We start from the raw sequence: 24,954 nt of genomic DNA, 5'->3' as shown, positions 1-24,954 counted from the left end.
CGCTTGCGGGACGGGCACATCGGCCGTGCATCCATTGCCGTGGCCTACCCACGTGGCGGCGTTCCAATCACGTTCCTCCGCGCGGGGTGTCAGGCGTGCAGTTCGCGCAGGACCGCGTGGAACGCGGCCTTCTGCTCGAACCCGATGCCGGGGGTCTCGGTGAGCCCGACCCGGCCGTTCTCGACGACGGCGCCGTCGGCGAAGCCACCGGTCGGCTGGAACTCGCCGGGGTAGGACTCGTTGCCGCCGAGCTTGAGTGCGGCGGCGATGTGCAGCGAGAACTGGTGGCCGCCGTGCGGGATGCAGCGGCGCGAGGACCAGCCGTGCTGCGCGAGCATCTCCTGGATGCGCAGGTACTCGGTGAGCCCGTAGCTCAGGGCGGGATCGACCTGGATCCAGTCGCGGTCGGGGCGCATGCCGCCGTAGCGGACGAGGTTGCGGGCGTCCTGCAGGGAGAACAGGTTCTCGCCGGTGGCGATCGGGCCGCGGTAGTGCTCGGACAGGGTGGCGTTGAGCCGGTAGTCGAGCGGGTCGCCGACCTCCTCGTACCAGAACAGGCCGTACGGCTCGATGGCCGCGCCGTACTCGAGGGCGGTGGCGAGGTCGAACCTGCCGTTGACGTCGACGGCGAGCCGGGAGCCGTCGCCGTCCAGGACGTCGAGCACCGCCTCGATGCGGCGGAGGTCCTCGGCGAGGTCGGCGCCGCCGATCTTCATCTTCACGACGCGGTATCCCTGGTCGAGGAACCCGCGCATCTCGTCCTGCAGGTCGGAGAGGGTCTTACCGGGGGCGTAGTAGCCGCCGGCCGCGTAGACGAAGACGTCGTCGTCGGGGTCGCCGTCGCCGTGGCGGTCGGACAGCCACCGGTGGAGGGGAAGTCCGTCGATCTTGGAGGCGAGGTCGTACAGCGCCATGTCCAGGACGCCGACCGCGACCGAGCGCTCGCCGTGACCGCCGGGCTTCTCGTTGGTCATGACGACGTCCCAGGCGCGGGACGGGTCGAGCCGGCCGTCGTCGGCGAGCAGGGAGTCCGGGTCGGCGGCGAGCAGGCGGGGGACGATGCGCCTGCGCAGGATGTCCCCGGCGCTGTAGCGGCCGTTGGAGTTGAACCCGTACCCGACGACCGGCTCGCCGTCGCGCACGACGTCACTGACGACGGCGACGATAGAGCAGTCCATGGCGCTGAAGTCGATCCAGGCGTTGCGGATCGACGAGCTGATCGGGACGACACCCTCGTGCACCGAGATGATCTTCATCGACTTCCCCGTCTTCGGTTTCGCATGGATCGTCCGCACGGATCGGGGTGACCGACCGTGCGCTGTCACAGCGACCATTAGCGGGCACGGGAAGGAGAACGTCCAAGACGTAGTGATGGGGTGTTCGATAGGCAGAAGCTCTCACGGTGTGGTGCGGTGACGCCGGAGGAGGTGGCCCACCCGGACCGCGACGGCTCCCGCCAGCGCGGTGACGAGGAGCGGGATCCACGACGTCACCCCGGTCGGGACGGCCGGGGCGTCCAGCAGTGCCACCGACGCCCCACCGCCGAGTGCCAGTAGCACCGACCATCCGGCGAATCGGCGGACCGCCAGGAGAACCGTCCGATTCCCGTGGGCGGCCGGAAAGACTGCCGGCGCCATCGCGCCGAGTATCACCAGAAGGCTCAACTGGAGAATCAGAACTGCAGTGGGGAGAAGATCGGCGAGGGCAGGTGACGTCATGATGCCCCTGTGTGTCACGTCGGGGATCGGGCGGTTCGTGTGATGCCCGGGAGGTCTGGCGGACGGATTCCGCGCCGGGCCTGCGAACGGAAGAATGTCGACCGAATGGGCGCTCGACGGTGACGTCCCGCTCGTATTCCGTCCTGCCGACGGGACGACGACGATCCGCGTCAGAACCAGCTGTAGCAGCTGAGGAGCTCTCCGTTCTTGTCGGTGTGCCGGTTCGGGTGGCTCTCGGGGCAGTCGACGGGTCTCGCCGTCACGCTTCCGTCCTCGTTGGAGCACACCCACTGGAGAGGCTGGTCCGGCCCGCTCTGCGTCGCACGGAGTTCCAGCTCCGGGGGACATTCCTCGGACGACTGGGACGTCGTCCGTTCCACGGACGGCGTCGAGCCGTCGTTCCCGGGGAGCGTCGCCGGTACGGCGACGAACGATGCGGCGAGTACGATGATCACTGCGCGAAGAATCCGCACGGCGCATCGACAGGAAATCGTCCTGGCAGCAGTGGTCATGCCGGGGAACGTACCGATGAACCCGGTTCACCGGAAGCTGTGGTGTCACGAACCGCGTCGATCCTGCACGCAATCGGGAGAAATGCCGGGAATCACGCATCCTCGTGCTGAAAGCGGGGCAGTCTACTCATCGTCCGATGTGTACCGGCCCCACGTCCGACACGGATCTCGAGAGGGAGTTCGACCACTGTGACTGCATCTGTGGTGTGGCCATCCTGTCTGCCTCTTCCCGGACAGACCGCCCCGTGCGGGCCGGTCGCGGACCGGCGACGGTGGAGACCCTGGCGCTGACGTACCGGCGGGTGCAGGCCGAGTACCGGGCTGCGCCCGCGCTGGAGCGTCTCGCGGAGGTCGACCGGCAGGTCGATCGGCAGGTCGAGCGCCTCGGCTGATCCCGGCACCCCGTGTCACCGCCGAGTCACCCGTCCGGTGCCGGGGCGTCACCTTCTATCCTCCGCGGGGTGCGGCTCGGCTATCTCACCCACGTCACGGGCGACGACCCCGCGCGGGCGTACCGCGAGACCGTCGACCTGGCCGTCCGCGCCGAGGAGCTCGGGTACGACTCGTTCTGGGTCGCCCAGCACCACGACGGCCACCTCGGCGGCCGGTTGCCGTCGCCGCTGGTCCTGCTCGCCGCCGTCGCGGAGCGCACCCGGCTGATCCGGCTCGGGACGGCCGTCGTCGCGCTGCCGCTGGAGGACCCGCGTCGTCTCGCGGAGGACGCCGCCGTGCTCGACGCGCTGTCCGGCGGCCGGCTGGAGCTGGGCGTCGGCGCCGGGGCCGACGACGAGGCGTCCGTCCGGTTCGGACGTCACTACGACGACCGGCACACCGACACCCTCGCCGCGCTCGACGTGCTGCTCGAACTGCTCCCGCCGCCGCTGGCCGAGCAGCGGGTGTGGTGGGCGACGTCGTCCGAGGTGGACGCCGCGGCCGCCCGTGGGCTGGGCGTGATCTCAGGGCGGCCGCCCGCGGAGGGCACCGTCGTCCCGGACCTCGCCCGGTACTGGACCTACGCCCGTGGCCTGCCCCGGGTCGCGCTGTCCCGGCCGCTCCCCGCGGGCCACTCGACCGGTCGCGTGATCGACGACCTCCTCGCCGATCCCGCACTCCCGTGGGCGGGCGAGACGATCGTGCAGGCCCAGCCGACCACGGCACCGGCCGACGTGCACCGCGAGGTGCTGGAACGGACGGCGCGGTTCGTGCGCCCGTTCCTCGGGGTCGCCGGGCCGGCGCACCCCGCGCCCGTCGCACAGGCCGCGGAGCCCGTCGTCGACGACGTCCCGCTGCTGCGGCCGCGGCCCGTCCTGCGGGCACGGTAGGAGCTCAGCCCGTCGCCGTCGCGGCCTTCATCCGCTCGTTGTCGCGCTGGACGGTCCGGGTCGCCAGGAACAGGCCGACCGCCGTGATCAGCATCGAGATCGGGACGATGACCGACAGCGCCTGCCGCAGCCCGATCGCGGCCGCCTCGGCCTGCCCCGTGCCGGCGGCCAGCGCCGTCGCCGCGAACGAGTCGGAGAGCGCCCCCGCGATCACCGGGCCGATGGCGCCGCCCAGCAGGTAGAACGCGGCGAAGAAGACGGCGGTCGCGGTGGAGCGCAGGCGCGGTGGGACGACGTCGGCGACGGCCGGGTACGCCGAGGTGTAGTAGAGGTACTGCAGCAGCCAGCCGACACCGAACAGCAGCACGAACGTCCCGGTCGCCTCGGGGCCGAGGGTGAGCGCGAACCAGGTGAGCGGCACCGAGAGCAGCGTGGCCACGGCGCCGACCAGCACCCGCGCCCCGGACGACCGCCGGGCGGCACGGTCGGAGAGCCACCCGCCAGCGAGCAGCCCGACCAGCCCGGTGATCCCGACGACGACGCCGGTCAGCGCGGCCGCACCGGTCAGCGACGCGCCGAAGTAGCGCTGGAACAGCGGCACGGTGAACGTGTTGACCGAGTACGCGGCGAGGTTGGCGCCGATCCCCGCGATGATCAGCCACCACATCGTCGGGACGGCCAGGATCCTCCGGAACGGACGGTCGACCTTCTCGCGCCCCGTGGCTGCCGGAGTCGCCTCGGACGCGCCACGCCGGGGCTCGCGGACGAGGAAGAAGCCGATCGCGATCAGGATCCCGGGCACTGCGGCGAGGACGAACGGTGCCCGCCACGACCCGAACGCCTCGGTGATCGCGCCGACCGAGAAGTAGGCCAGGATCAGCCCGACCGGAAGGCCGAGCTGGAACAGCCCGATGGCGCGGGCCCGCTTCTCGGCCGGGTAGAGGTCCGCGATCGTCGAGTTGGCGGCGGGGGCGTAGCTCGCCTCGCCGACGCCCACGCCGATCCGCAGCAGGAGCAGCGAGGTGTAGTTCCAGGCGGCGCCGCTCGCCGCCGTCAGCGCGCTCCACGCCACCAGGCCCCAGCCCATGATCTTCGCCCGGGAGCGGTGGTCGGCGAGCCGGCCGAGCGGCAGCCCGCACAGGGCGTAGACGACGGTGAACGCCGCCGCGAGGATGCCGATGTCCAGATCGGACAGTGCGAACTCGACCTTGATCGGCTCGGCCACGATCGCCGGGATGGCGCGGTCGTAGAAGTTGAAGGTGTTGGCCGCGAACAACAGCAGCAGGAAGCGTCCGGCATTGGGGGCCTGCTGTCCCCGGTCGGCGGGCAGGAAGTCCTCACGTCGCTGTCCGGTCGTCATCGACCCCTCCGGTGCCGGTCGGCCGCGTCGTTGCGGTCCGGGCACAGCCTGCCGGATCCGGACCGATCCGTCACCGGTGCCGTTTCGGGCTCTCCGCCCGGGGCGGACGGCTCGACCGGTCAGCCCGTCGTGAGCGCCCCACTCGCCGCCCGCCAGTCGATCAGTCCTCGGGTCATGTTGACCGCGTCGAACCCGTTCTCCCGCAACAGGTTCGCCGCTCCGGCGGAGCGGAGCCCACTGGTGCAGAACGTGATGAGGAGACGGTCGTCCGGGAGTTCGACACAGCGTTCGGGCAGGACCTCGAGGGGCATGTGCACGGCGTCCGGGATGTGCTGTCGCTTCCACTCGAAGGCTCGCCGGACGTCGACGACGAGCGCGCCGTCCGCGACGAGCCGGACCGCGTCGGCCGCATCGACGGCCGGTGCCCGGCGCAGGTGGTGGCGCAGGTTCACGGTGTCCGTGCCTCCCGTCGCACGTTGACCATCGTGAGCGGGCCGCTCAGGACGGGGAGTATCGCGCCGATCCGGGTCCACGGTGTCAGTCCGCGTCCGAGCAGGGCGGTGACGGCCACGGCGAGGTAGAGCGCACCGTGGGCCGGGCCGAGGACGCTCGCGACCGTCGCGTCGTGCACGGTCGCGAGGTTCACCAGCAGTGCGAGCACGCTGACGAGCTCGAGTACGGACAGCGCGGCCAGGATGCGCAGCAGCCCGGTCACGTGCTGTCCGATCCGGGCCGCACGATCATGAGGACGACGACGACCGCCCACAGCAGGTTGAACACGCCGGACGTCATGGCGAGCCGCCGTAGCCGGGTGCCGTCGTCGGGGCGGTCGAGCGCCTCGCGCTGGTCCGGCGCGATCCGCAGTGCGAGCAGCCCGCCGGCGAGGGCGGTCAGCACCATCGCGACGACGACCCACACCTCCGTCGTCCGGCCCTGGACGGCGGCCAGCACGAGGCCGACGACCGGGACCGCGATCGCCAGCACGCCGTAGACCCGGGTGATGCGGTGCAGCAGGCGGGCGACGTCGGGGCTCCGCTCCGCGCCGGCCGCTGCGACGGTCACCGGTGCGTACCGGGGGAACAGGCTGGTCGTCACGGCGACCGGGCCGACGAAGAGGATGCCCGCCACGACGTGGACGGACAGCAGGAAGGCTTCCATGAGTTTCAGCCTAGCTGAAAGTACGCCCGGGGACGGCGTGCCCGGGGTTCGCGATGATGGGGTGGTGTGCGGTGGGCACCCGCCCCGTCGCACGCATCGGGAGGAACGGTCATGGTGGTCACCCGCGCCGACGGCGCCGACCTGCACATCGGACTCGTCGTGCACCCGTCGAAGGCGGTGGACGACTCGGTGCGCACCGTCCTGGCGTGGGCGGCGGGGCACGACGCGGACGTCGTCGTCCGGCCGCAGGACGCGGCCCGGCTCGGGACCGACGTCACCGTGCTCGACGAGCCCGGGTTCCTCGACCGCGTCGACGCGGTCGTCAGCCTCGGGGGAGACGGGACGATGCTCGGCGCGATGCGCCTGGTCGCGGCCCGCCCGGTCCCGGTGATCGGGGTCAACCACGGCAACGTCGGCTTCCTCGTCGAGGTCGAGCCGTCGGGGCTGCCCGCGGCGCTCGACCGGCTCGGGGAGGGGGACTACGTCGTCGAGCCGCACAGCTGCATCGACGCCGACCACGACGAGGTGTCCGGGTCGGCGTTCAACGACCTGGTGCTGTGCCGGAACTCGCCCGGGTCGTCGGTCGTCGCCGACCTGGTCGTCGACGGTGCGCACTACGGCTACTACCGGTGCGACGCGCTCGTGCTCAGCACCCCGACCGGCTCGACCGCCTACAACTACGCCGCCGGCGGGCCGGTCGTGTCGCCCGGCGCCGACGTCCTGACGATCACCCCGGTCGCCCCGATGTCGGGCGTGAGCCGGTCGATCGTCCTCCCGGCCGGGGACACCGTCGCCCTGCACCTCGATCCGTCGAGCCGCAGCGCGGAGCTGCAGCTCGACGGCACCCGGTGGGGCGACCTCGGTCCCGACGCGACCCTGACCGCGCGCCTGCGCGCCGACGCCGCCCAGGTCGTCCGGCTCGACCCGGACGCCCACGCCCGGCGCAGCCGGATCAAGCTCAGCCTGCTCGACCTGCCGCTGCGCCCGGAGCAGATCGTCGAGCTGCTGCCTGCGGACCTGCAGTCCGATCCCGTCCGGCTGCGGGAGGTGCTCGAACGGGGCCGGGAGCCGCGGGGCTGACGGGCGCCTCGGCGCCACCAGGGTCCCGGCGTGACCGGGCAGGGCAGTGGCGGATGGCAGACGTTCGGCGAGCGGACGGTCTGTGGCGACCGGTGGGTCGCGGTGCTCCACCACCTGGCATCGCGGCCGTGCGGCGGGCCGGGCTCGAACCGGCAACCTGACGGGTTATGAGTCCGCTGCTCTGACCAGTTGAGCTACCGCCGCTGCGGCGCGCAGATTACCCGAGGCGACCACCCCTCACGACGAGCGGCGGGAACAATGACCCCCATGGAGCTGCGTCACCTCGCGGCCTTCGTCGCCGTGGCCGAGGAACTCCACTTCGGACGCGCGGCGGAGCGCCTGCACATGGCCCAGTCCCCGCTGAGCCGGCGGATCCGGACGCTGGAGGACGAGCTCGGCACGCAGCTGTTCGAGCGCAGCACCCGCAGCGTCGCGCTGACCGCGCAGGGCGACGCGCTGCTGGAGCACGCCCGCCGCCTGCTCGACGAGGCGGCGCTGGCCGAGCGGGCGGTGCGCGCGGCCGGGCACGGCGAGGTCGGCAGGGTCAGCATCGGGTTCGCCGGTGCCAGCAGCTACGACGTGCTGCCCCTGCTGACCCGGGCCGTCACCTCGGAGCTGCCGGGGATTGAACTGGTGCTGCGCGGGCAGACGTACTCGGGGCAGGCGCTCAACGACGTCGCCGACGGGCGGCTCGACATCGGGTTCGCGGCGGTCCCGGTGCGGACCGGGCTGGACGCGCGGGTCGTGCGCCTGGAGCGCATCGTCGTCGCGCTGCCGGACCGGCACCGGCTGGCCGGGCAGGAGTCGGTCGCGCTGGCCGAGCTCGCGTCGGAGCCGTTCGTGTCGTTCCCCGCCGACGGCGGGTCGGCGGTCCGCGACGCCGCGCACCGGGCGTGCTTCGACGCGGGGTTCACGCCGCGCATCGCCCAGGAGGCGCCGGACTCGTACACGATGCTGACCCTGGTCGGGGCCGAGGTGGGCGTGGCGCTGATGGTCTCGTCGGCGCAGCGCATCCACACCGGGCACGTGGTCTTCCGGCCCCTGAGCGACGAGCCGCCCGCGCTGCCGATCGCGCTCGCCTGGCGGGCGGACAACCCGTCGCGGGCGCTGTGGGCCGTGCTCGACGTCGCCGAGCGGGTGCTGCCGACGGCACAGTCCTGACTGTTGCTAAAGCGGTCTCAATGCCGGACTTAATTGGTCTTTGACCAGGCATAATCCTCGCTGACACAGTCGTCGCAGACCCCCGCACGCCGACAAGGAAGTCTGCGATGACCGACTCCGTACCCCGCACCGAGACGACGACGGCGATGCCGAGGGAGGCCCGGAAGGCCGGCGTCACCGCCTTCATCGGGACGACCGTCGAGTGGTTCGACTTCTACATCTACGGCACCGCGTCCGCGCTGGTGTTCGGGCAGCTGTTCTTCCCCGACATGAACCCGGTGCTCGGCACGCTCGCCGCGTTCGGGACGTTCTGGGTCGGATTCCTCGCCCGCCCGATCGGCGGGATCGTGTTCGGGCACATCGGCGACCGCGTCGGCCGCAAGACGGCGCTCGTCACGACGCTGTCGATGATGGCGGTCGCGACGGCGGGCGTCGGCCTGCTCCCGACCTACGCGCAGATCGGCGTCCTGGCCCCGGTGCTGCTGATCGTGCTGCGCATGGTGCAGGGCGTCGCCATGGGCGGTGAGTGGGGCGGCGCGGTCCTGATCGCGACCGAGTACGCGCCCCGCCACAAGCGGATCCTCTACGGGGCGTTCGCCCAGCAGGGCTCGCCGGTGGGCAACCTGCTCGCCACCCTGGCCTTCCTCGGCATCTCCCAGCTCGACGAGGAGGCCTTCGCCTCCTGGGGCTGGCGGGTGCCCTTCATCGCGTCGCTGCTCCTGCTGATGGTGGGCCTGTTCATCCGGCTGCGGATGGCCGAGACGCCCGAGATGACCGCGCTGCTGGAGTCGCGGCGCACCGCGAAGCTGCCGATCGCGGAGGTCCTGCGCAAGCACCGCCTGCTGGTCGCGATCGGGGTCGGCGCCGGTGCCGCGGGCGTGGCGATCACCTACGTGAAGACGACGTTCGCGCTGTCCTGGGCCACGACCGAGATCGGGTTCGACCGGACCACGTTCCTGACCGTGATCACCGTGGCGCTCGTCGTCCAGGTGATCGTGCAGCCGTTCGGGGCGGTGCTGGCCAGCCGGATCGACCTGCGGCGCGCCGTGCTCTGGATGCTGCTCCCCGAGATCGTGCTGCTGCCCCTGATGTTCGTGCTCGTGCAGACCGGTTCGCTCGGCCTGGCGATGCTCGGGATGGCGCTGGCGACGGTGCCGCACGCGATGTTCTACGCCGCCCTGGCCGGGATCCTCTCCGAGGTCTTCCCGGTCGACGTCCGCTACACCGCCACCTCGCTGGCCTACCAGCTCTGCACCACGGTGTTCGCCGGCACCGCGCCACTGGTCTCGCAGACCCTGCTGGTCACCACCGGCAGCATCTGGTCGGTCGTCGTGCTCGGCCTGGGCTACGTCGTCGTCTCGATCGTCTGCACCGCCGCCCTGATCCGGCGCAGCACCTGGGCGGACCGATGACCGCCCCGCACCCGACCCCACTCCGGGAGGAACTCTCCGTGAACGTCGCCGACCGGGACCCGGCACTGCGCCCGATGCTGGACCGCGTGCTGGCCCCCGCCGACCGGGACCGTGCCGGCCCGCTGCTCGACGCCATGGGCGCCGCGGCCGGGGGAGAGGTGGACCGGCTCGCCCGGACAGCCGACCGCCACCCGCCCCGGCACGTCCCGTTCGCGCCGTCCGGGGAACGGATCGACGAGATCGAGTTCCACCCCGCCTACGACGGCCTCGCCGAGGTCGCGTTCCACCGGTTCGGCCTGGCCGCGATGTCGCACCGCCCGGGCGTCAACGGGTGGCCCGGCCGCACCCCGCACGTCGTCAAGTACGCGCTGTCGTACCTGTTCGTGCAGTCCGAGTTCGGCATCGCGTGCCCGCTGTCGATGACCGACTCCGCGGCCCGCATCCTGCGCCTGTTCGACGCCGGCCGGTTCGCCGCCGAGATCGACGCCCTCAGCTCCACCGACCCGGCCACCGCCGCCACCGGCGCGATGTTCATGACCGAGATCGACGGCGGCACCGACGTCGGGCGGACCGCCACCGAGGCGACCGACCACGGCGACCACTGGACGCTGACCGGGCGGAAGTGGTTCTGCTCCAACGTCACCGCGGACGTCGTGCTCACCCTGGCCCGGGTACCGGGACAGGGCGAGGGGACCCGCGGGCTCGGGATGTTCCTGGTGCCGCGGACACGCCCCGACGGCAGCCGCAACGCGGTCCGCGTCGACCGGCTCAAGGACAAGCTGGGGACGCGGTCGATGGCCAGCGGCGAGGTGACGCTGGAGGGGGCCTGGGCGCAACCGGTCGGCGAGCTGTCCCGCGGGTTCCTGCAGATGGCCGAGATGGTCAACGTCTCGCGCCTGTCCAACGCCATGCGCTCGGCGGCGCTGATGCGGCGGGCCGTGCGGGAGGCCGTGGACCACACCCGGGAGCGGGTCGTGTCCGGGACGGCGCTGTTCGACAAGCCGCTGATGCGGGCCACGCTGCTGCCGCTGCTGCTGGACGCCGAGGCGTCGCTGGCCCTGGTGCTGGAGTGCGCCGACCGGCTCGACGCCGCCGACGCCGTCACGTTCGGCGAGGTCACCGGCGACGCAGCCGATCCCGCGGCCCGGTCGCTGATCCGGATCCTCACGCCGCTCGCCAAGTACACGGTCTGCAAGCGGGCCCGATTCGTGACCGGCGAGACGATGGAGATCCGTGGCGGCAACGGCTACATCGAGAACTTCGTCGATCCCCGGCTCCTGCGCGACGCCCATCTCGGGTCCATCTGGGAGGGCTCGTCGAACGTCATCGCGCTGGACATCCTGCGCTGCCTGCGCAAGGAGGGCACCCACCGGCTCCTCGCGACGACCTACCGGGCCCGCCTCGACGCCGTGCGTCACCCGCTCACCGACGGCGCGGCGCGGCGGCTGGGGGAGCGCTGGTCCCGGCTCGCCGCGGACGCGGACCGGCTCCTCGGGAGCCCGGCCGGCGAGCAGGAGATCGGCATCGCCCGCTGGGCCGGCGACGTCGCAGAGACCCTGATGGCGACGCTGCTGCTGGAGCAGGCCGAGCACCGGCTCCACGCCGACGGTGACCACCGGTCGTTGCTCGTCGCCGAGACGGTGCTGCACCGGCTCGACGACCCGGGCGCCACCCCTGTCGCCGCGCTCGACCACCTCGGCGTCATCGCCGACGGCGGTCCGCTGCCGGAGCCCGTGCGGATCCCCGGCGTCTCCGCGGAGGAGGGGACCGGCGCACCGCGCACCGCGCGCCCGCTCGACGGGATCCGGGTCGTCGACCTGTCGAAGATCCTCGCCGGGCCCTACGTCGGCATGACCCTCGCCGACCTGGGCGCCGACGTCGTGAAGGTCGAGCACCCCGACGGCGGCGACCCGACCCGGCAGTGGGGCCCGCCGTTCCAGGGCTCCGACGCCACCTACTACCTGGCGGCGAACCGGAACAAGCGGTCGGTGACCGTCGACCTGAAGTCCGACGAGGGCCGCGCGACGGTCGAGGCGATGCTGCGCGACGCCGACGTCGTCGTCGAGAACTTCCGGCCCGGCAGCAGCCTGCAGCGGCTGTTCGACCACCGTGAGCTGTCCGAGCGGCACCCGCACCTGGTCGTCCTGCACATCTCGGCGTTCGGCGACGACGGACCGATGCGCGACGAGCCCGGCTACGACATGGTCGCCCAGGCCACCGCCGGGCTCATGTCACTCACCGGGGAGCCCGACGGGCCGCCGCTGAAGGCCGGCTACGCGATGGGCGACCTCGGCGCCGCCCTGTTCGGCGCGATCGGGGTGCTGTCGGCGCTGGTCGAGCGGTCACGCACCGGGCTCGGGCAGTACCTGACGACGTCGCTGTACGAGACCCAGCTGGCGCTGCACATCAACTGGGCGACCGGCTACTTCGCGACCGGCGAGACGCCGCGCCGGCTCGGCTCCGGACACCCCAACCTGGTGCCCTACCAGGCGTTCCCGGCCGCGGACGGCTACGTCGTGATCGCCGTCGGCAACGACACGCTGTGGACACGGCTGTGCTCGGCGCTGGAGCGGCCCGAGCTCGCCGAGGACCCGCGGTTCCGCACCAACGCCGACCGGGTCACCCACCGGGCCGACCTGGTCGCGCTGATCGAGAAGGCGCTCGCCCCGCGCACCGTCGCGCAGTGGTGCGAGCTGCTGCGGGCCGACGGTGTCCCGGCCGCCCCGATCCGCGACCTCCACGAGGTCTACACCAGCCCGCACACCGAAGCGCTCGGGATCGTCTCGACCGTGGAACACCCGACCGCCGGCCCGATCCGCCAGGTCGGGTTCCCCGTCAACTACCACGGCACGCGCCCCGCCGTGCGGACCGCGCCGCCCCTGCTCGGACAGCACACCGACGACGTGCTCGACGCCCTGCACGTCACCCCCCGGAGGACCCCGTGACCACCGCGACCCGCTCCCTGGACCTGCTCGACCTCGACGCCCTGCTCGGCGAGGAGGAGCGCGCGATCCGCGACACCGTCCGCCGGTTCTGCGACGAGCGGCTCCGGCCGCACGTGGCCGGCTGGTTCGAGACCGGCGAGCTGCCGGTGCGCGAGCTCGCGGTCGAGCTGGGCGAGCTGGGGGTGCTCGGCATGCACCTGGAGGGCCACGGCTGCGCCGGGACCTCGGCCACCGCCTACGGCGCCGCGTGCCACGAGCTGGAGGCCGTCGACTCCGGCATCCGCAGCCTGGTCTCGGTGCAGGGCTCGCTGGCGATGTACGCGATCCACGCGTTCGGGTCCGAGGAGCACCGGCAGGAGTGGCTGCCGGCGATGGCGGCCGGCCGGGCGATCGGCTGCTTCGGCCTCACCGAGCCGGACTTCGGGTCCGACCCGTCGGGGATGCGCACCCGGGCCCGCCGCGACGGCAACGGCCCGGACGCCGACTGGGTCCTCGACGGCACCAAGATGTGGATCACCAACGGCTCGGTCGCCGACGTCGCGGTCGTCTGGGCGCGGACCGACGACGGCATCCGCGGGTTCGTCGTCCCGGCGGGCACGCCCGGATTCACCGCCCGCGCCGTCCCCGGCAAGCTCTCGCTGCGGGCCTCGGTGACCTCGGAACTGGTGCTCGACGCGGTCCGGCTCCCGGCCACAGCCGTGCTCCCCGGGGTCACCGGCCTGCGCGGTCCGTTGAGCTGCCTGTCGGAGGCGCGGTTCGGGATCGTGTTCGGTGCGCCCGGAGCCGCCCGGGACTGCCTGGAGTCCGCGATCGGCTACGCGCTCGCGCGCCCGGTGTTCGACCGGCCGCTCGCCGGGTTCCAGCTCACCCAGGCGAAGCTCGCCGACATGGCCGTCGAGCTGGACAAGGCGATGCTGCTGGCCCTGCACCTGGGCAGGCTCAAGGACGCGGGCACGATCACGCCGGAACAGATCAGCATCGGCAAGCTGAACAACGTCCGGGAGTCGCTGGAGATCGCCCGGACGAGCCGCACGATCCTGGGCGCGAACGGGATCACGCTCGAGTACCCGGTGCTGCGGCACGCGGCGAACCTCGAGTCGGTGCTGACCTACGAGGGCACCTCGGAGGTCCACCAGCTCACCGTCGGCAAGGCGCTCACCGGGATCGGCGCGTTCCGCTGAGGTGGTAGTGCCGGCCCGTCCGTCACCGCGCCCGCCGGGCCGGGCTCACCACCCACAACCCCACGACGATCGCGGCGAGGCCCGTACCGCCGGCGAGCGCCCCGATCCGTCCGACGGCGAGGTCCAGCACCAGCACGAGCCCGGAGACGAGGGTGAGCGCCAGCGCCACGAGCCCCACCTGTGTGAGGCGGTGCGCCCACCGGACCAGCTCGGGCTTGAGTCCCTTCCGGAAGACCCGCCGGTGGGCCGCGACCGGCGCGACGAGCAGCACCGAGCTCAGCGCCGCCGACAGCAGCGTCGTCACGAACAGGCCGCGCTGCACCGCGTCGAGCTCGGTGAACCGCTCGGTGAACGACGCCGTGAGCAGGAAGCCGAAGAGGATCTGGACCCCGGTCAGGACGACCCGCAGCTCCTGCAGGAGCTCGACGAAGTTGCGGTCGGCGCGCCGCAGCGGCGACTCGGACCGCTCGGCCTGGTTCCAGCCGTCGGTGCCGGTCTCGTGGTCCGGGGTCGTCGTCGGGTAGGGCACGGGGCCTCCAGCAGCGGCGGTCTGTCACTCGTCGGGGTGACGGAGTGCCCGCTGTGACGCGGCCCATGCACGCCGCAACCGTCCTTCCCGCTCCATCGGGGCTCGCGCGGAGCGGTGGGACGGGATCCGGGACCGCCCACGACGAGGACCTCGCCGCGGGGGTGCCGGACCGTCACGTCACTTCTTTTTCTTCTTGTCCTTCTTCTTCTTGCCCATGGGGGGATCACCTCCGTTCACCGGCCGTCACCCTGCCGTTCAGACCGGAGAACGTAGCGCCGACCGAATTCGACGGTCAAGGATCCACAACCGACTTGACCAGGTGAAACGCGATCCGGACAGGTCAAGGTCGAAGCGGACGCAACCGTGGTCCCGAATGGTGCGTCCGAACGGGTGGCCGGGATCGGGCACCTGCGACGGGACCCCGGACGGGCGGGCCGCCCCGTACCGTTCCGGTGCCACTTGTCGCCGAACCAGGAGGCATCGAGCTGATGGCCGACCGCACGTCCGACACGGTCCCGGACCCGGCCGACGAGATCGACGTCGACGGGCACCGGATCCGCTGGTCGGTGTCCGGCGACGGCCCGCCGCTCGTGTTCTGCCACGGGACGCCCTGGTCGTCGCGGCTGTGGGCGCCGATCGCGGCCGTACTGGCCACCGAGTTCCGGGTGTACCTCTGGGACATGCCGGGCTACGGCGCGTCGTCGATGGCCGAGGGATCGGACGTGTCGCTGGCGGCCCAGGGGCGGGTGCTGGCGGCGTTGCTGGAGCGCTGGGGCCTGGACCGCCCGCACGTGGTCGCGCACGACTACGGGGGCGCGGTGTCGCTGCGCGCCCACCTGCTGCACGGCGCGGCGTACGCGTCGCTGACGCTCGTCGACGTCGTCGCGCTCGCCCCGTGGGGATCGCCGTTCTTCCGGCTGGTCCGGGACCACGTGGCGGCGTTCGCCGGTCTCCCCGCCCCGTTGCACGAGGCGCTGGTGCGCGCCTACGTCCGTGGGGCCGCCCACCGCGAGCTGCGCGCCGACGACGAGGACATGCTGGTGGGACCCTGGCTCCCGGCAGCGGGGCAGGCCGCGTTCTACCGGCAGATCGCCCAGGCCGACGAGCGGTTCACCGACGAGATCGAGCCCCGCTACGGCGAGCTCGACCTGCCGGTCCGGATCGTCTGGGGCACCGAGGACACCTGGATCCCGGTGGACCGGGCGCACCGGCTGGCCGCCGCGATCCCGGGGTCGTCACTGCACCTGGTCCCCGGGGCCGGGCACCTGATCCAGCTCGACGCCCCGGAGGCGCTGACCGCCCACGTGCTCGCCGCCGTGCGGTCCGCGTCCTGATCCCGTACGGGCGCGCCGCTCCCGCGGGGTGATGCCGTACGCGGCCTTGAACCTGCGGCTGAAGTGGGCGGGGTCCCGGAAGCCCCAGCCGTGGGCGATCGCGCCGATCGTCCGGTGCGACGAGCCGGGGCCGGCGAGCTCCTGGTGCGCCCCGTCGAGCCGCCGCGTGATGACGAGCTGCTCCAGGCTGATGCCGGCCCGGGAGCAGACCTCGTAGAGGTGGCGGACCGAGATGTTGAGCGCGGCCGCGACCAGCTCGGGGCCCAGGTCGGGGCGCCGGAGGTTCTGGCGCACGACCTCGCGGACCTGCGTCGCCAGGGTCTCGTGCACGGCGTCGCGGTGCGCGGCCGGACCGTCCGCGGCCGACGAGAGCAGGGCCCGGACGAGGTCGATGCTCGCGCCGCCGACCGCGGCGGCCTCCGGACGGTCGGCGAGGTGCCCGGCCTGCTGGAACAGGTCGACGACGTGCCGTGTCACCAGGTCGGACAGCGGGCTCCGGCCGAGCCGTGGCGCCGCCGCGCGGATGACGTCGGCGGGGAGCTCCAGCGCGTCCCGCGGGATCTGCAGCGCCCGCGACGCGCCCCGGGCGCTCCAGGAGAACGCGAACGGGGCCGAGAGGTCCACCAGCATCAGCCCGCCCGCCGGTACGTCGTGGCGGTGGCCGAACTGCTCGTGCCGGGCGCTGCTGCGTTCCTGGACGGCGAGTGCGACGACCGGCCCGCCGTCCCGCCGTGCCTGCCGCTCGTCGCGGGACATCGCGAGCCCGGACGACTCGTTGCGGAACAGGCCCAGCCTGCCGAGCCGCCACAGCTCCATGCGCGCGTGCAGGCGCTCGTGCGGGGCGAGCGTGACGGTCGCGCCGCTGGCCTCGGCCAGCCGGCTCGCGACGGTCCCGGCGCGGTCCTGCTCGGGCACGGTGCGCGAGTCGAGCAGCAGCATCTCCGGGGACTCGCCGCCGCACCCGCCGGTGCTACACGGGCGCCGCCCGGATCGCGCGCCCAGGGACAAGGACCCCGCAGACAGGAGCTGTCCGGTCCGTGCCCTGTTCCTACCTTCGTTCCGGTCGCAGTGCCACCGGACCGACCGGAAGGAATCCGAATGACCGTGTCAAGCCGCGATAGCGGGTTGTGGTGCGGTGATGGTGAACATCCTCCGGTCACGCAGCAGGGCCCACAGGACGTCGACCAGGCGTCTGGCCAAGGCGAGCAGAGCCTGGGTATGAAGCATTCTTTCGCTGCGTTTGCGCTGGTAGAAGGCCCGGGACGGGCCATTGACCTTGAGGCTGGACAGTGCGGCCATGTAGAACACTCGCCGCAGGCGGCGGTTGTAGCGTCGTGGGCGACGCAGGTTCCCGCTGATCCGGCCGGAGTCCTGGGGCACCGGGACGAGTCCGGCGTAGGAGGCCAGCCGCCCTGGAGAGGTGAATCCGCCCAGTTCAGGGCCGACACCGCCGTGGGTGGCGGTGAGGAACTCCGCGCCCAGGATGGGTCCGAGACCGGGCAGCGACTCGATGATCGCCGCGTCCGGGTGGGAGCGGAACACGGTGGTGATCAGCTTGTCGGTGTCCTTGATCTCCCGGTCGAGTTCCAGCAGTCGTCGGGCCAGGCCGGCAACAAGGATCGCGGTCCGCGTCTCGCTGGGCAGTGCCACGGTCTGGGCGTGGGCGACCTCGACCGCGGTGGCGGCCATCGCAGCAATACCCGGTGCCCACGCCCGATGGGCACGCAGGTACTCGATCACCCCTGCCTCGCCGGCGTCCCGGAGGGCCTGGGGTGTCTGGAACCCGGTGACCAGCACCAGAGCGCTGCGGGTGGAATAGTCGAATGCCGCCTCGAGACCGGGAAAGATCGACCCGAGCAGGTCACGCAGCCGGTTGACCCCGCGCACCCAGTCGGCCATCAGGTCCTCGCGATGGGCCACGAGCCGGGCCAGTTCGGCAGTGGTCTCATCAGTGGCGGTGACCGTGGTGAGGTCGGCGCCGCGCATGCGGGCGGTCTCGGCGATGACCTTCGCGTCACGGGCGTCGGTCTTGGCCTCGCCCCGGAACACGCCGCTCATCCGGTCGACGACCCGACCGGGGACATAGACCACCTGCTGGTCGGCCGCGGTGAGGACCACCTGCAGCAGCGCCGCATAGCTGCAGGTCAGGTCGATGGCCCACCGCACGTCCTGGGCCGCTTCCGCAGCGCGGGCCAGCAACGCCTCGATCGCGGCCTGGTCGTTGCTGACCTTGCGGGAGAACACCACCTTGCCGTCGGTATCGATCGCGCACGCATGGTGCGTCCTCTTCCCGACGTCGATCCCGATCCAGATCACTGGCCGTTGCGCCACGCGCAGGCTCCTGTCGTTGCAGGTCACGCCCGTGGACAACCCGCCATCAGGTCCCTAATCAGCGACGGTCCGCACAGATCCGAATCAGTGGCCAGGCCTGTCCAGCACGACGGGGCGGCCATTCCTTCCGAGCCACCGAAGCGACAACACCTCATCAGCCACACCCCGTCGTCCCGGGCATCCGGGGCACCAACCCCGAACACCTACGACCTTAGGGACACCTCGCATGACGCACGCCGCACCCGACACGATCGTCCTGATCCACGGCTTCTGGGTGACGCCCCGGTCGTGGGAGAACTGGATCGCCCACTACGAGAGCCGGGGCTACCGGGTGATCGCCCCCGCCTACCCGGGCTTCGAGGCGGAGGTGGAGTCGCTCAACGCCGACCCCTCCCCGGTCGAGGAGGTCACGATCCCGGCGATCGTGGACCGGCTGGCGGAGGTCGTCCGCGGCCTGTCGGCGCCCCCGATCCTGATCGGCCACTCCGCGGGGGGAGCGTTCACCCAGATCCTGCTGGACCACGGTTTCGGCGCCGCGGGGGTCGCGCTGAACTCGGCGCCGACCGAGGGCGTGCCGGTGGTCCCGCTGTCCCAGGTGAAGGCCACCTTCCCGGTGCTGAAGAACCCCGGGAACCGGCACCGGGCGGTGCGCTACGACTTCGAGCAGTGGAACTACGCGTTCACGAACACCTTCCCCGAGGACGAGGCCCGCGCGCTCTACGAGCGCTACGCGGTCCCGGTGTCGGGCCGCATCCTGTTCGAGACCGCGCTGGCCAACCTCACCCCCGGCCACCAGGGCACCTGGGTCGACTACCGCAACGAGGACCGGGCGCCGCTGCTGTTCGTCGGCGGGAGCGAGGACAAGATCATGCCGCCGAAGGTGCAGTGGTCCAACGCCGCCCACTACCGGGGCACGTCCACGGTCACCGAGGTCGTCGAGTTCGGCGGCAGACCGCACCTGCTGCCCGCGGCGCCGGGCTGGGAGGAGATCGCCGACCTCGTCCTCGCCTGGGCGGTCCGGCACGCCGTGGTGCCGGTGCGCAGCTGACGGTCCGGCGGACGCAGCCTGTTCGTGCTGTGGACATCGCAGACGCCGACCGGATAGTGTGACCGGGGTAACAGGCTCGATCTTCGGACGGGTCGGCGCGGCTCCCGCGTCCGGGCTCAAACCACGACGCCCTGAACGTTCCCCGGGTCACGCACGGTCTGCGTACCCCCTGTTCGGGCGGTGTCACATGAACGGTTCCGACGCAGCACGGCACTCCTCCGGATGCGCTGCCCCCACTGCGCCGGCGGCGGTCCCGGAGGGGGCACGGGTGGCCGTCGAACGGCTGCGACCCGGCACGACCGTCGTGCGGCTGTCCGGGGAGATCGACCTCGCGACCGCGGACGCGGTCGCGCGGACGCTCCTCGACGTCGTCGCCGCCTCGCACGGACACCGGATCCTCGTCGAGCTCGACGAGGTCCGCTTCCTCGGCGCCTGCGGACTGGAGGTCCTCCGCGCGGCCGCGGAACGGGCCGCCTGCCTGGACGCAGAGCTGCGGGTGGTCCTCGACGACGCCGCACCCGCGGCGCGGACGCTGCGTCTGGCGCCCGATCTCGTGTTCCCCGCGGTGCGCCCGCCGGGACTCCCGACGGCCCCGGAAGGCGGACGACCGTGACGCACGACGACGCGCCGGCGAAGGACGACGGAGGAGCGCTGGACCGGGTGGTCGCCGACCAGCTCGCACCGTTCGTCGCCTGGCTGGCCACCCGGTCGCTGGACGAGACGGCCCGGCGCCGGATCCGGATCGTCGTCGAGGGCTTCCTGCTCTGGAGCCGGACCGATCCCGGCCCGGTCGGCGGACGCCGCCGCCGCTACGAGGAACACCTGCGCGGCCGGCGGCCTGCCGACCTGCCGACGGTCCGCGAGGGGCTGGACCGGTGGGCCGAGCACCGGGTGCTCGTCGCCCGGACACTGCCGATCGACGGTCGGTGAACCGCGGGTCACCGCCGCGGGTGCACCGCGCTCTCGGTGATCCGGCGGGCGACGTCGTGCAGCTTGCTGTTGGTGTGCTGCGAGTAGCGGGTGAGCAGGCTGAACGCCTGGTCGGCGTCGAGCTGGTAGGTCTGCATCAGCACGCCCTTGGCCTGCCCGATGAGGTCGCGGGTGGCGAGGGCGCGTTCCAGGTTCGCGATGTCGGTGGCGCCGTAGAGCGCGACGGCGGCGTGCGAGGCGAACACGCCCGCGATCTCCCGGCTCTCCTCGTCGAACCCGCGGGGTGTCACGCTGTAGAGGTTGAGCGCCGCGCGGGTGCCGTCGTGCGGCGCCGTCCGGTGGGAGAGCAGGCTGCGCACCCCGCGTTCCGCGGCGGCGGTGGCGAACCGCGGCCAGCGTCGCTCGTCGCGGAAGTCGTCGACGACGACCCGTGCGGCGGTGCCCGGCGCGACCGCCTCGACGCACGGCCCCTCGCCGAGGGTCACCTGGAGCTGGTCGAGCTGGGTGATGTCGGGGTGGCTGGGTGCGCGGGACGACAGACCGTCGTGGTCGTGCACCGTCAGGCCGGCGTAGTCGGCGCCGGGGATGGTGGCGACCGCCGCGGCGGTCAGGTGCTCGAGCAGCACCCGGCTGCGCGGTCCGCACTGCCGGGAGACACCGCTGGTCAGCTGCGTGGCGATCCGGTCGAGGACCGCCTGTAGCGGTTCGTGGCTGCCGGGGGGCTGGTGGGTGTCCACGTACAGGGACTATCCGCTCACGGCAGCGTTTATCCAAGGAGCGAGAGGCCCGGTGACGTGAGCGGTGGCGGTACCCCGCGTCGGGTGGGAAGGCGTGCCCCCCTCCCGGCCGGTTTGGCAGAATGGGCGGCCGACCAGAGGGCCCCGCAGGAGCAGGATGAACGCCTTGTCCACGACGTGTCCCGCCGACGGCGGCGACCACACCGCCTGCGAGGCGGTCTGCGCGCCCGACCGGCTGGCGGCGCTCGCGGCGTCGGGTCTGTCCGGCGCGCCCGACCCGCACATGCAGTTCCACGCGGAGTGGGTCCGCACCTCCGTCGGTGTCCCGCTGGCGGCCGTCCTGCTGGTCCACCCGGCCCGGCTGGTCGTCCCCGGCCTGGCGGGCGGGACCGGACCGGCCGCCCCGCCCCGGTCGGTGCCGCTGACCCGGCCGGTGTGCCGGCACGCCGCCGAGCTGGCGACCGCTGTCGTGGTCGACGACGCCCGAGGGGCGGACGTCCTCCCGGCGCTCCGTACCGTGGCTCCGGGGGCCGTCGCCCTCGCCGCCGCACCCCTGACCGACGGCCACGGCCACGTCCTCGGCGCTCTCGTCGTCGCCGACGACCGTCCGCGGAGCTGGGATCCGGACGAGATCCGGACGCTGTTCAACGTCGGCCGGGCGTGCTCCACGGACCTGCGGCTGCGGCTGTCCCGTCAGGACGCCGGTATCGAGATCGACCGGCGCGACGAGATCGCGACCGGCCACCGCCGGGCGTTCGACCGCAGCCAGATGCTGCTGTCGGCGTCGCAGGCGTTCACCGGCACGACGACGGTCGACGACGTCCGGTCCCGCATCGAGGACCTCCTGGGGGAGGCGCTGGACCCCGCGCTCCTGACGGTCGTCGTGACCGACGAGCGCGGCGGTCTGCAGCAGTTCGCCCCCGAGCGGACCGCGGACGACGATCCGGGTCCGCTGCGGTTCGCCGGGTCCGTGCTGGCCGCCCCGGACGGCGGGCGCCGCGACGGCGTGCAGTACTTCCGCGGTCGCGCGGAGTTCGACCGGGAGTTCCCGCGGGGCGTCCGTGACCGGCTCCGGGACCTCGGCCTGCACTCCGTGGTCTCCGTGCCGTTGCCCTCGGCGGCCGGCGCGCCGGGTTCCCTCGTGCTCGGGTGGACCACGCCCGACGCCGTCGAACCGACCGACCTCCTGACCATCGCCACCATCGCCGGTTACGCCGCCCAGGCGCTGGCCAGGGCCCGGCGGCTCGACCACCGCACCGCGGTGGCGCACGAGATGCAGAACGCCATGCTGACGACGCTGCCGAAGATCGACGGCCTGCCCATGGCCGCCCGCTACCGTCCGGCCGACTCCCGGGAGTACGTCGGCGGCGACTGGTACGACGTCGTCCCCAAGACCGATCCCGACCGGCCCCGCGACGACCTGTTCGCGGTGTCGGTCGGTGACATCGTCGGCCATTCGGTGACCGCGGTCACCCTGATGGGGCAGGCTCGCTCGATGCTGCGTCAGGCCACCTGGGACAACCCCGGAGGACCGCCCACCGCGATCCTGGAGTCGTTCGAGGCGGCGAACAGCGGGCTCGACCTCGGTGCCGCCGGTACGACCGTCGTCGTCCACCTGCGCCGTGACCCGGCGGGCCGCTGGTCGATGACGTGGGTCAACGCGGGCCACCCGCCACCCGTCCTGCTGCACCCCGACGGCACCGCCGAGCTGCTCAGCGAGCACGACGTGCTGTTCGGGTACGACCTCGCCGGACCCGGCGCCCGCCACGACCACCACCGGGACCTCGCGCCCGGCAGCACGCTGTTCCTCTACACCGACGGTCTGGTGGAGAAGCGCGGCAGCGACCTCGACACCGGGACGGCGGCCCTGGTCGAGCTGCTGGAGGGCGTGTCCGACCGGTCCGTGGACGACATCGCCGACATCGCCGTCGAGACGCTCGCCCCGGGGGCGGACGACGACGTCGTCGCGTTCGCGATCCGCTTCCCGCCCGGCTGACCGGGCCCGGACCGGCGGCGCTCCCGGGGTTTGGCCCGCGGTTCCTCGGGTACACGCCGTCCCCGTTCCGAGGAGGTCCGATGACCGAACCGGTGACGTCACCGGTCTCGCGGTTCGACGTGAGGTCGTCCGATCCGGAGTACTCGCACGAGGTGCTCCGCGCGACCTACACCGACTTCGCGGTCCGCACGTCCAGGAACCTCGACGACTTCCGCCTCGCACTCACCGGTGTCCGGACCGGCGACGTGGTGCTCGCACGGACGCGGTACGGCGCGGCCGCCGAGATGGGCGTGCCGCCGCAGGACCGGCAGTTCCACCTGGCCACCTACGCCGGTGGCCGGGTGTGTCTTCGGGACGGCAGGGAGATCGTCACCCCCGGCCTGGGCACACCGACGATGCTGCCGAGGCGTGAGATCACCTGCCGCCTCGCGGACGTGGACGTCCGCACCGTGTCGCTGACGTCGTCGCTCATGGACCGGGCCGCCCGGTCGGCGTTCGGCACCGAGGCGCCACCGACCCGCTTCACCTCGACGGCGCCGGTCTCGCCGGAGGCGGCCCGGTACTGGCAGGGCGTCGTCGCCCACCTGCGCGACGACGTCCTGGGCGACGACGCGGTGGCGGCGAACCCGCTCGTCCTCGCCGAGGCGACCCGCGCGCTGGCCACCGCGACGCTCGTCGTGTTCCCGAACGTCGGGCTCGCCCGGGCCGGGGAGCGCGCCGACGCGGGGGGCCGGGCGGATCCGGCCGTCCTGCGGCGGGCCCTCGCCTACATCGACGAGCACGCCGGCGAGGACATCGGGGTCGACGACATCGCCGCGGCGGCCCGGATCGGCGTCCGCGGGCTGCAGCACATGTTCCGCAGACACCGCCGTGGCACGCCGCTGGAGGAGCTGCGCCGGGTCCGGATGGCCCGCGCGCACGCCGATCTGCGGGCCGCGGACCCCACCTCGGGGGACACGGTCGGCTCGATCGCGGCCCGGTGGGGGTTCGCCCACTCGGGCCGGTTCTCGGTCGAGTACCGCCACGCCTACGGCTGTTCCCCGAGCGCGACGCTGCGGCGGTAGCCCTGTCCTCACCCGTGCCGGGTGACGAGCGGGACGCCCGCCTGCGGCAGGGTCGGAGCACGCCGAGTCCCCCGGAGGCAGACGATGACCGAGCCCGTCACGGCCTCCCGGGACCCGCACTCGCGGAACGGCGTGCACGACGGCCCGCCGGTACCGGCCCGGCAGCCGCCCGCATGCGCCGGCTGATCCCGGCCGGCCGGTCCCGCAGGCCACGCCGGCCCCACCGGTCCGGCAGGCCGCACCGGAGCGTGCGGGCGTCGGTCGCCACCCTGCAGGCCGGGTTCGCCGGGCGCCTCGTGGTCCGGTTCGTCGCGGCCAGCGGATACGACCGGGCGCTGGCCCTGGCGGCGCAGGCGTTCGTGGCCCTCGTCCCGGCGGCGCTGCTCACGCTCGCCTACTTCCCGGTGGACCAGGGGGCGGCCGTGACCTACCTGATCGACCGCTTCGGGCTGACCGGCGACGGGGCCGAGGCGGTGCGGGAGCTCGTCGCGCGGCCCCGGCAGGCGGGTACCCCGGGGGCGGTCGGCGGCGTCGTGCTCGTCGTGATGACCGGGATCGGGTTCACGCGGACGCTGCAGCGGCTCTACGTCTCGGCCTGGGTGCTCAGCCCGCTCGGCCTGCGCGGGTTCCTGCACGCGTTGCTCGCGGTCGTCGCGCTCGTGGCGGCCGTGCTCGCGGCGGTCGTGTTCGCGCCGTCGGACGAGGGCCCGCACCCCGTGGCCGCGCTCGCCGTGCAGGCCCTCATCGCGGCGGTGCTGTGGCTGCCGATCCAGCGGCTGCTCGTCGGTGACCGCGTCACGCTGCGCCGACTCCTGCCCGGCGCAGTGGTGACGGGCGTCGGCCAGACGCTGGCGACCCTGCTGTCGGGGCCCTACCTGCGGCTCGCCGTGGGGGAGCAGGCCGACCGGTTCGGCGTCCTCGGTGTGGCGTTCGTGCTGGTCTCGTGGCTGCTGGTCCTGGCCTACCTGCTCGTCGGCGCCGCGGTGTTCGGTGCGGAGCTGGCGGGAGCACCCGTCCCCGGCTCTCCGGCGACCCGCCCGGACCCGGACCCGGACCCCGAGCCCGAGTCCGAGTCCGAGCCCGACGACGGTGACGCGACCACCCCGCGGACGATCGGTGGGGCGCGCGCCTGAGCT

At 73.0% G+C, this 24,954-nt stretch carries 24 protein-coding genes and 1 tRNA gene; 13 read left to right on the top strand and 12 right to left on the bottom strand.

The window, feature by feature from the left end:
* Window positions 1–89 precede the first annotated feature (89 nt).
* The 3 genes from AD017_RS03855 to AD017_RS03850 form a co-directional block, all read right to left on the bottom strand.
* Window positions 90–1,256: a mandelate racemase/muconate lactonizing enzyme family protein gene (locus AD017_RS03855; protein ID WP_060572920.1), complete on the bottom strand. Its 1,167-nt coding sequence runs from the start codon at window positions 1,254–1,256 to the stop codon at window positions 90–92.
* A 141-nt stretch (window positions 1,257–1,397) separates the two neighbouring features.
* Window positions 1,398–1,559 carry a hypothetical protein gene (locus AD017_RS35165; protein ID WP_168170499.1) on the bottom strand — a complete coding sequence of 54 codons (162 nt, stop codon included), beginning with the start codon at window positions 1,557–1,559 and terminating at the stop codon, window positions 1,398–1,400.
* A gap of 329 nt (window positions 1,560–1,888) precedes the next feature.
* Entirely contained in the window at window positions 1,889–2,230 is a 342-nt protein-coding gene (locus AD017_RS03850) for a hypothetical protein (RefSeq protein WP_139317203.1), read from the bottom strand.
* A gap of 461 nt (window positions 2,231–2,691) precedes the next feature.
* Here AD017_RS03850 and AD017_RS03845 point away from each other — a divergent pair, with 461 nt between their 5' ends.
* Window positions 2,692–3,552 carry an LLM class flavin-dependent oxidoreductase gene (locus tag AD017_RS03845; RefSeq protein WP_060572918.1) on the top strand — a complete coding sequence of 287 codons (861 nt, stop codon included), beginning with the start codon at window positions 2,692–2,694 and terminating at the stop codon, window positions 3,550–3,552.
* Window positions 3,553–3,556: 4 nt separating this feature from the next.
* On the opposite strand, the gene AD017_RS03840 is transcribed toward AD017_RS03845, so the two are convergent.
* From AD017_RS03840 to AD017_RS03825, 4 genes are all read right to left on the bottom strand, one after another.
* Complete coding sequence (locus tag AD017_RS03840; protein WP_060572917.1) at window positions 3,557–4,912, bottom strand: MFS transporter; 1,356 nt, start codon at window positions 4,910–4,912, stop codon at window positions 3,557–3,559.
* 119 nt (window positions 4,913–5,031) lie between these two features.
* Window positions 5,032–5,364: a rhodanese-like domain-containing protein gene (locus AD017_RS03835; RefSeq protein ID WP_060572910.1), complete on the bottom strand. Its 333-nt coding sequence runs from the start codon at window positions 5,362–5,364 to the stop codon at window positions 5,032–5,034.
* The gene (locus tag AD017_RS03830) at window positions 5,361–5,627 is read right to left on the bottom strand and encodes a hypothetical protein (protein WP_060572908.1); all 267 of its coding nucleotides are present in this window, start codon (window positions 5,625–5,627) and stop codon (window positions 5,361–5,363) included. The genes AD017_RS03835 and AD017_RS03830 overlap by 4 nt, the downstream gene beginning before the upstream one ends.
* Window positions 5,624–6,070 carry a hypothetical protein gene (locus AD017_RS03825; RefSeq protein ID WP_060572906.1) on the bottom strand — a complete coding sequence of 149 codons (447 nt, stop codon included), beginning with the start codon at window positions 6,068–6,070 and terminating at the stop codon, window positions 5,624–5,626. The genes AD017_RS03830 and AD017_RS03825 overlap by 4 nt, the downstream gene beginning before the upstream one ends.
* Window positions 6,071–6,181: 111 nt before the next feature.
* Here AD017_RS03825 and AD017_RS03820 point away from each other — a divergent pair, with 111 nt between their 5' ends.
* Window positions 6,182–7,150, top strand: a complete 969-nt coding sequence (locus AD017_RS03820) for an NAD(+)/NADH kinase (RefSeq protein ID WP_060572904.1) — start codon at window positions 6,182–6,184, stop codon at window positions 7,148–7,150.
* Window positions 7,151–7,279: 129 nt separating this feature from the next.
* Here the strand turns inward: AD017_RS03820 and AD017_RS03815 are convergent.
* Window positions 7,280–7,354: transfer RNA gene (locus tag AD017_RS03815), tRNA-Ile, on the bottom strand.
* Window positions 7,355–7,417: 63 nt separating this feature from the next.
* On the opposite strand from AD017_RS03815, the gene AD017_RS03810 reads away from it, so the two are divergent.
* The 4 genes from AD017_RS03810 to AD017_RS03795 all read left to right on the top strand — a co-directional run bounded on the left by AD017_RS03810 (window position 7,418) and on the right by AD017_RS03795 (window position 13,849).
* Window positions 7,418–8,311: a LysR substrate-binding domain-containing protein gene (locus AD017_RS03810; RefSeq protein ID WP_060572903.1), complete on the top strand. Its 894-nt coding sequence runs from the start codon at window positions 7,418–7,420 to the stop codon at window positions 8,309–8,311.
* A gap of 107 nt (window positions 8,312–8,418) precedes the next feature.
* Entirely contained in the window at window positions 8,419–9,723 is a 1,305-nt protein-coding gene (locus AD017_RS03805) for an MFS transporter (RefSeq protein WP_010224731.1), read from the top strand.
* Window positions 9,724–9,761: 38 nt separating this feature from the next.
* The gene (locus AD017_RS36000; RefSeq protein WP_238591882.1) at window positions 9,762–12,668 is read left to right on the top strand and encodes a CoA transferase; all 2,907 of its coding nucleotides are present in this window, start codon (window positions 9,762–9,764) and stop codon (window positions 12,666–12,668) included.
* A complete protein-coding gene (locus tag AD017_RS03795) occupies window positions 12,665–13,849 on the top strand; it encodes an acyl-CoA dehydrogenase family protein (RefSeq protein WP_060572900.1) in 1,185 nt (394 codons plus the stop codon). The genes AD017_RS36000 and AD017_RS03795 overlap by 4 nt, the downstream gene beginning before the upstream one ends.
* A gap of 22 nt (window positions 13,850–13,871) precedes the next feature.
* On the opposite strand, the gene AD017_RS03790 is transcribed toward AD017_RS03795, so the two are convergent.
* Window positions 13,872–14,378 carry a DUF6328 family protein gene (locus tag AD017_RS03790; RefSeq protein ID WP_060572898.1) on the bottom strand — a complete coding sequence of 169 codons (507 nt, stop codon included), beginning with the start codon at window positions 14,376–14,378 and terminating at the stop codon, window positions 13,872–13,874.
* 488 nt (window positions 14,379–14,866) lie between these two features.
* Here AD017_RS03790 and AD017_RS03785 point away from each other — a divergent pair, with 488 nt between their 5' ends.
* On the top strand, window positions 14,867–15,712 hold the full coding sequence (locus AD017_RS03785) for an alpha/beta fold hydrolase (RefSeq protein WP_145984101.1): 846 nt from the start codon (window positions 14,867–14,869) through the stop codon (window positions 15,710–15,712).
* Here AD017_RS03785 and AD017_RS03780 read toward each other — a convergent pair.
* Both AD017_RS03780 and AD017_RS03775 read right to left on the bottom strand, forming a co-directional pair.
* Window positions 15,614–16,651, bottom strand: a complete 1,038-nt coding sequence (locus AD017_RS03780) for a helix-turn-helix domain-containing protein (RefSeq protein WP_060572896.1) — start codon at window positions 16,649–16,651, stop codon at window positions 15,614–15,616. The genes AD017_RS03785 and AD017_RS03780 overlap by 99 nt on opposite strands.
* A gap of 168 nt (window positions 16,652–16,819) precedes the next feature.
* Window positions 16,820–18,043: an IS110 family transposase gene (locus tag AD017_RS03775; RefSeq protein WP_060572134.1), complete on the bottom strand. Its 1,224-nt coding sequence runs from the start codon at window positions 18,041–18,043 to the stop codon at window positions 16,820–16,822.
* A gap of 226 nt (window positions 18,044–18,269) precedes the next feature.
* Here AD017_RS03775 and AD017_RS03770 point away from each other — a divergent pair, with 226 nt between their 5' ends.
* The 3 genes from AD017_RS03770 (at window position 18,270) to AD017_RS03760 (ending at window position 20,021) form a co-directional block, all read left to right on the top strand.
* Window positions 18,270–19,091, top strand: a complete 822-nt coding sequence (locus AD017_RS03770; protein ID WP_010224723.1) for an alpha/beta hydrolase — start codon at window positions 18,270–18,272, stop codon at window positions 19,089–19,091.
* Window positions 19,092–19,359: 268 nt separating this feature from the next.
* Window positions 19,360–19,704 (top strand): STAS domain-containing protein, encoded by a 345-nt coding sequence (locus AD017_RS03765; RefSeq protein WP_010224722.1) that lies wholly within the window; start codon window positions 19,360–19,362, stop codon window positions 19,702–19,704.
* Complete coding sequence (locus tag AD017_RS03760) at window positions 19,701–20,021, top strand: hypothetical protein (RefSeq protein ID WP_010224721.1); 321 nt, start codon at window positions 19,701–19,703, stop codon at window positions 20,019–20,021. The genes AD017_RS03765 and AD017_RS03760 overlap by 4 nt, the downstream gene beginning before the upstream one ends.
* A gap of 8 nt (window positions 20,022–20,029) precedes the next feature.
* Here the strand turns inward: AD017_RS03760 and AD017_RS03755 are convergent, their stop codons facing one another.
* Window positions 20,030–20,758: a GAF and ANTAR domain-containing protein gene (locus AD017_RS03755; protein WP_060572894.1), complete on the bottom strand. Its 729-nt coding sequence runs from the start codon at window positions 20,756–20,758 to the stop codon at window positions 20,030–20,032.
* 157 nt (window positions 20,759–20,915) lie between these two features.
* Between AD017_RS03755 and AD017_RS03750 the strand changes: the two genes are divergently transcribed.
* The 3 genes from AD017_RS03750 to AD017_RS03740 all read left to right on the top strand — a co-directional run bounded on the left by AD017_RS03750 (window position 20,916) and on the right by AD017_RS03740 (window position 24,951).
* Window positions 20,916–22,754, top strand: a complete 1,839-nt coding sequence (locus AD017_RS03750; protein WP_060572892.1) for a PP2C family protein-serine/threonine phosphatase — start codon at window positions 20,916–20,918, stop codon at window positions 22,752–22,754.
* A gap of 80 nt (window positions 22,755–22,834) precedes the next feature.
* The gene (locus tag AD017_RS03745) at window positions 22,835–23,818 is read left to right on the top strand and encodes an AraC family transcriptional regulator (RefSeq protein ID WP_060572890.1); all 984 of its coding nucleotides are present in this window, start codon (window positions 22,835–22,837) and stop codon (window positions 23,816–23,818) included.
* Between the two features lie 173 nt (window positions 23,819–23,991).
* Window positions 23,992–24,951, top strand: coding sequence for a YhjD/YihY/BrkB family envelope integrity protein (locus AD017_RS03740; protein WP_060572888.1), 960 nt, complete (start codon window positions 23,992–23,994; stop codon window positions 24,949–24,951).
* Window positions 24,952–24,954 lie beyond the last annotated feature (3 nt).

It is taken from the genome of Pseudonocardia sp. EC080619-01 (assembly GCF_001420995.1).
Classification (GTDB): Bacteria; Actinomycetota; Actinomycetes; order Mycobacteriales; family Pseudonocardiaceae; genus Pseudonocardia.
Note: the sequence above shows the minus strand (reverse complement) of the source record. Positions and strands in the feature narration are given on the sequence as shown.

Excerpts from the sequence above, each read along its gene's own strand:
- AD017_RS03840 (WP_060572917.1), bottom strand. The coding sequence starts at position 4,912 with ATGACGACCGGACAGCGACGTGAGGACTTCCTGCCCGCCGACCGGGGA.
- AD017_RS03785 (WP_145984101.1), top strand. The coding sequence starts at position 14,867 with ATGGCCGACCGCACGTCCGACACGGTCCCGGACCCGGCCGACGAGATC.
- AD017_RS03770 (WP_010224723.1), top strand. The coding sequence starts at position 18,270 with ATGACGCACGCCGCACCCGACACGATCGTCCTGATCCACGGCTTCTGG.
- AD017_RS03740 (WP_060572888.1), top strand. The coding sequence starts at position 23,992 with ATGCGCCGGCTGATCCCGGCCGGCCGGTCCCGCAGGCCACGCCGGCCC.
- AD017_RS03820 (WP_060572904.1), top strand. The coding sequence starts at position 6,182 with ATGGTGGTCACCCGCGCCGACGGCGCCGACCTGCACATCGGACTCGTC.
- AD017_RS03855 (WP_060572920.1), bottom strand. The coding sequence starts at position 1,256 with ATGAAGATCATCTCGGTGCACGAGGGTGTCGTCCCGATCAGCTCGTCG.
- AD017_RS03810 (WP_060572903.1), top strand. The coding sequence starts at position 7,418 with ATGGAGCTGCGTCACCTCGCGGCCTTCGTCGCCGTGGCCGAGGAACTC.
- AD017_RS03825 (WP_060572906.1), bottom strand. The coding sequence starts at position 6,070 with ATGGAAGCCTTCCTGCTGTCCGTCCACGTCGTGGCGGGCATCCTCTTC.
- AD017_RS03780 (WP_060572896.1), bottom strand. The coding sequence starts at position 16,651 with ATGCTGCTGCTCGACTCGCGCACCGTGCCCGAGCAGGACCGCGCCGGG.
- AD017_RS03745 (WP_060572890.1), top strand. The coding sequence starts at position 22,835 with ATGACCGAACCGGTGACGTCACCGGTCTCGCGGTTCGACGTGAGGTCG.
- AD017_RS03805 (WP_010224731.1), top strand. The coding sequence starts at position 8,419 with ATGACCGACTCCGTACCCCGCACCGAGACGACGACGGCGATGCCGAGG.
- AD017_RS03850 (WP_139317203.1), bottom strand. The coding sequence starts at position 2,230 with ATGACCACTGCTGCCAGGACGATTTCCTGTCGATGCGCCGTGCGGATT.
- AD017_RS03750 (WP_060572892.1), top strand. The coding sequence starts at position 20,916 with ATGAACGCCTTGTCCACGACGTGTCCCGCCGACGGCGGCGACCACACC.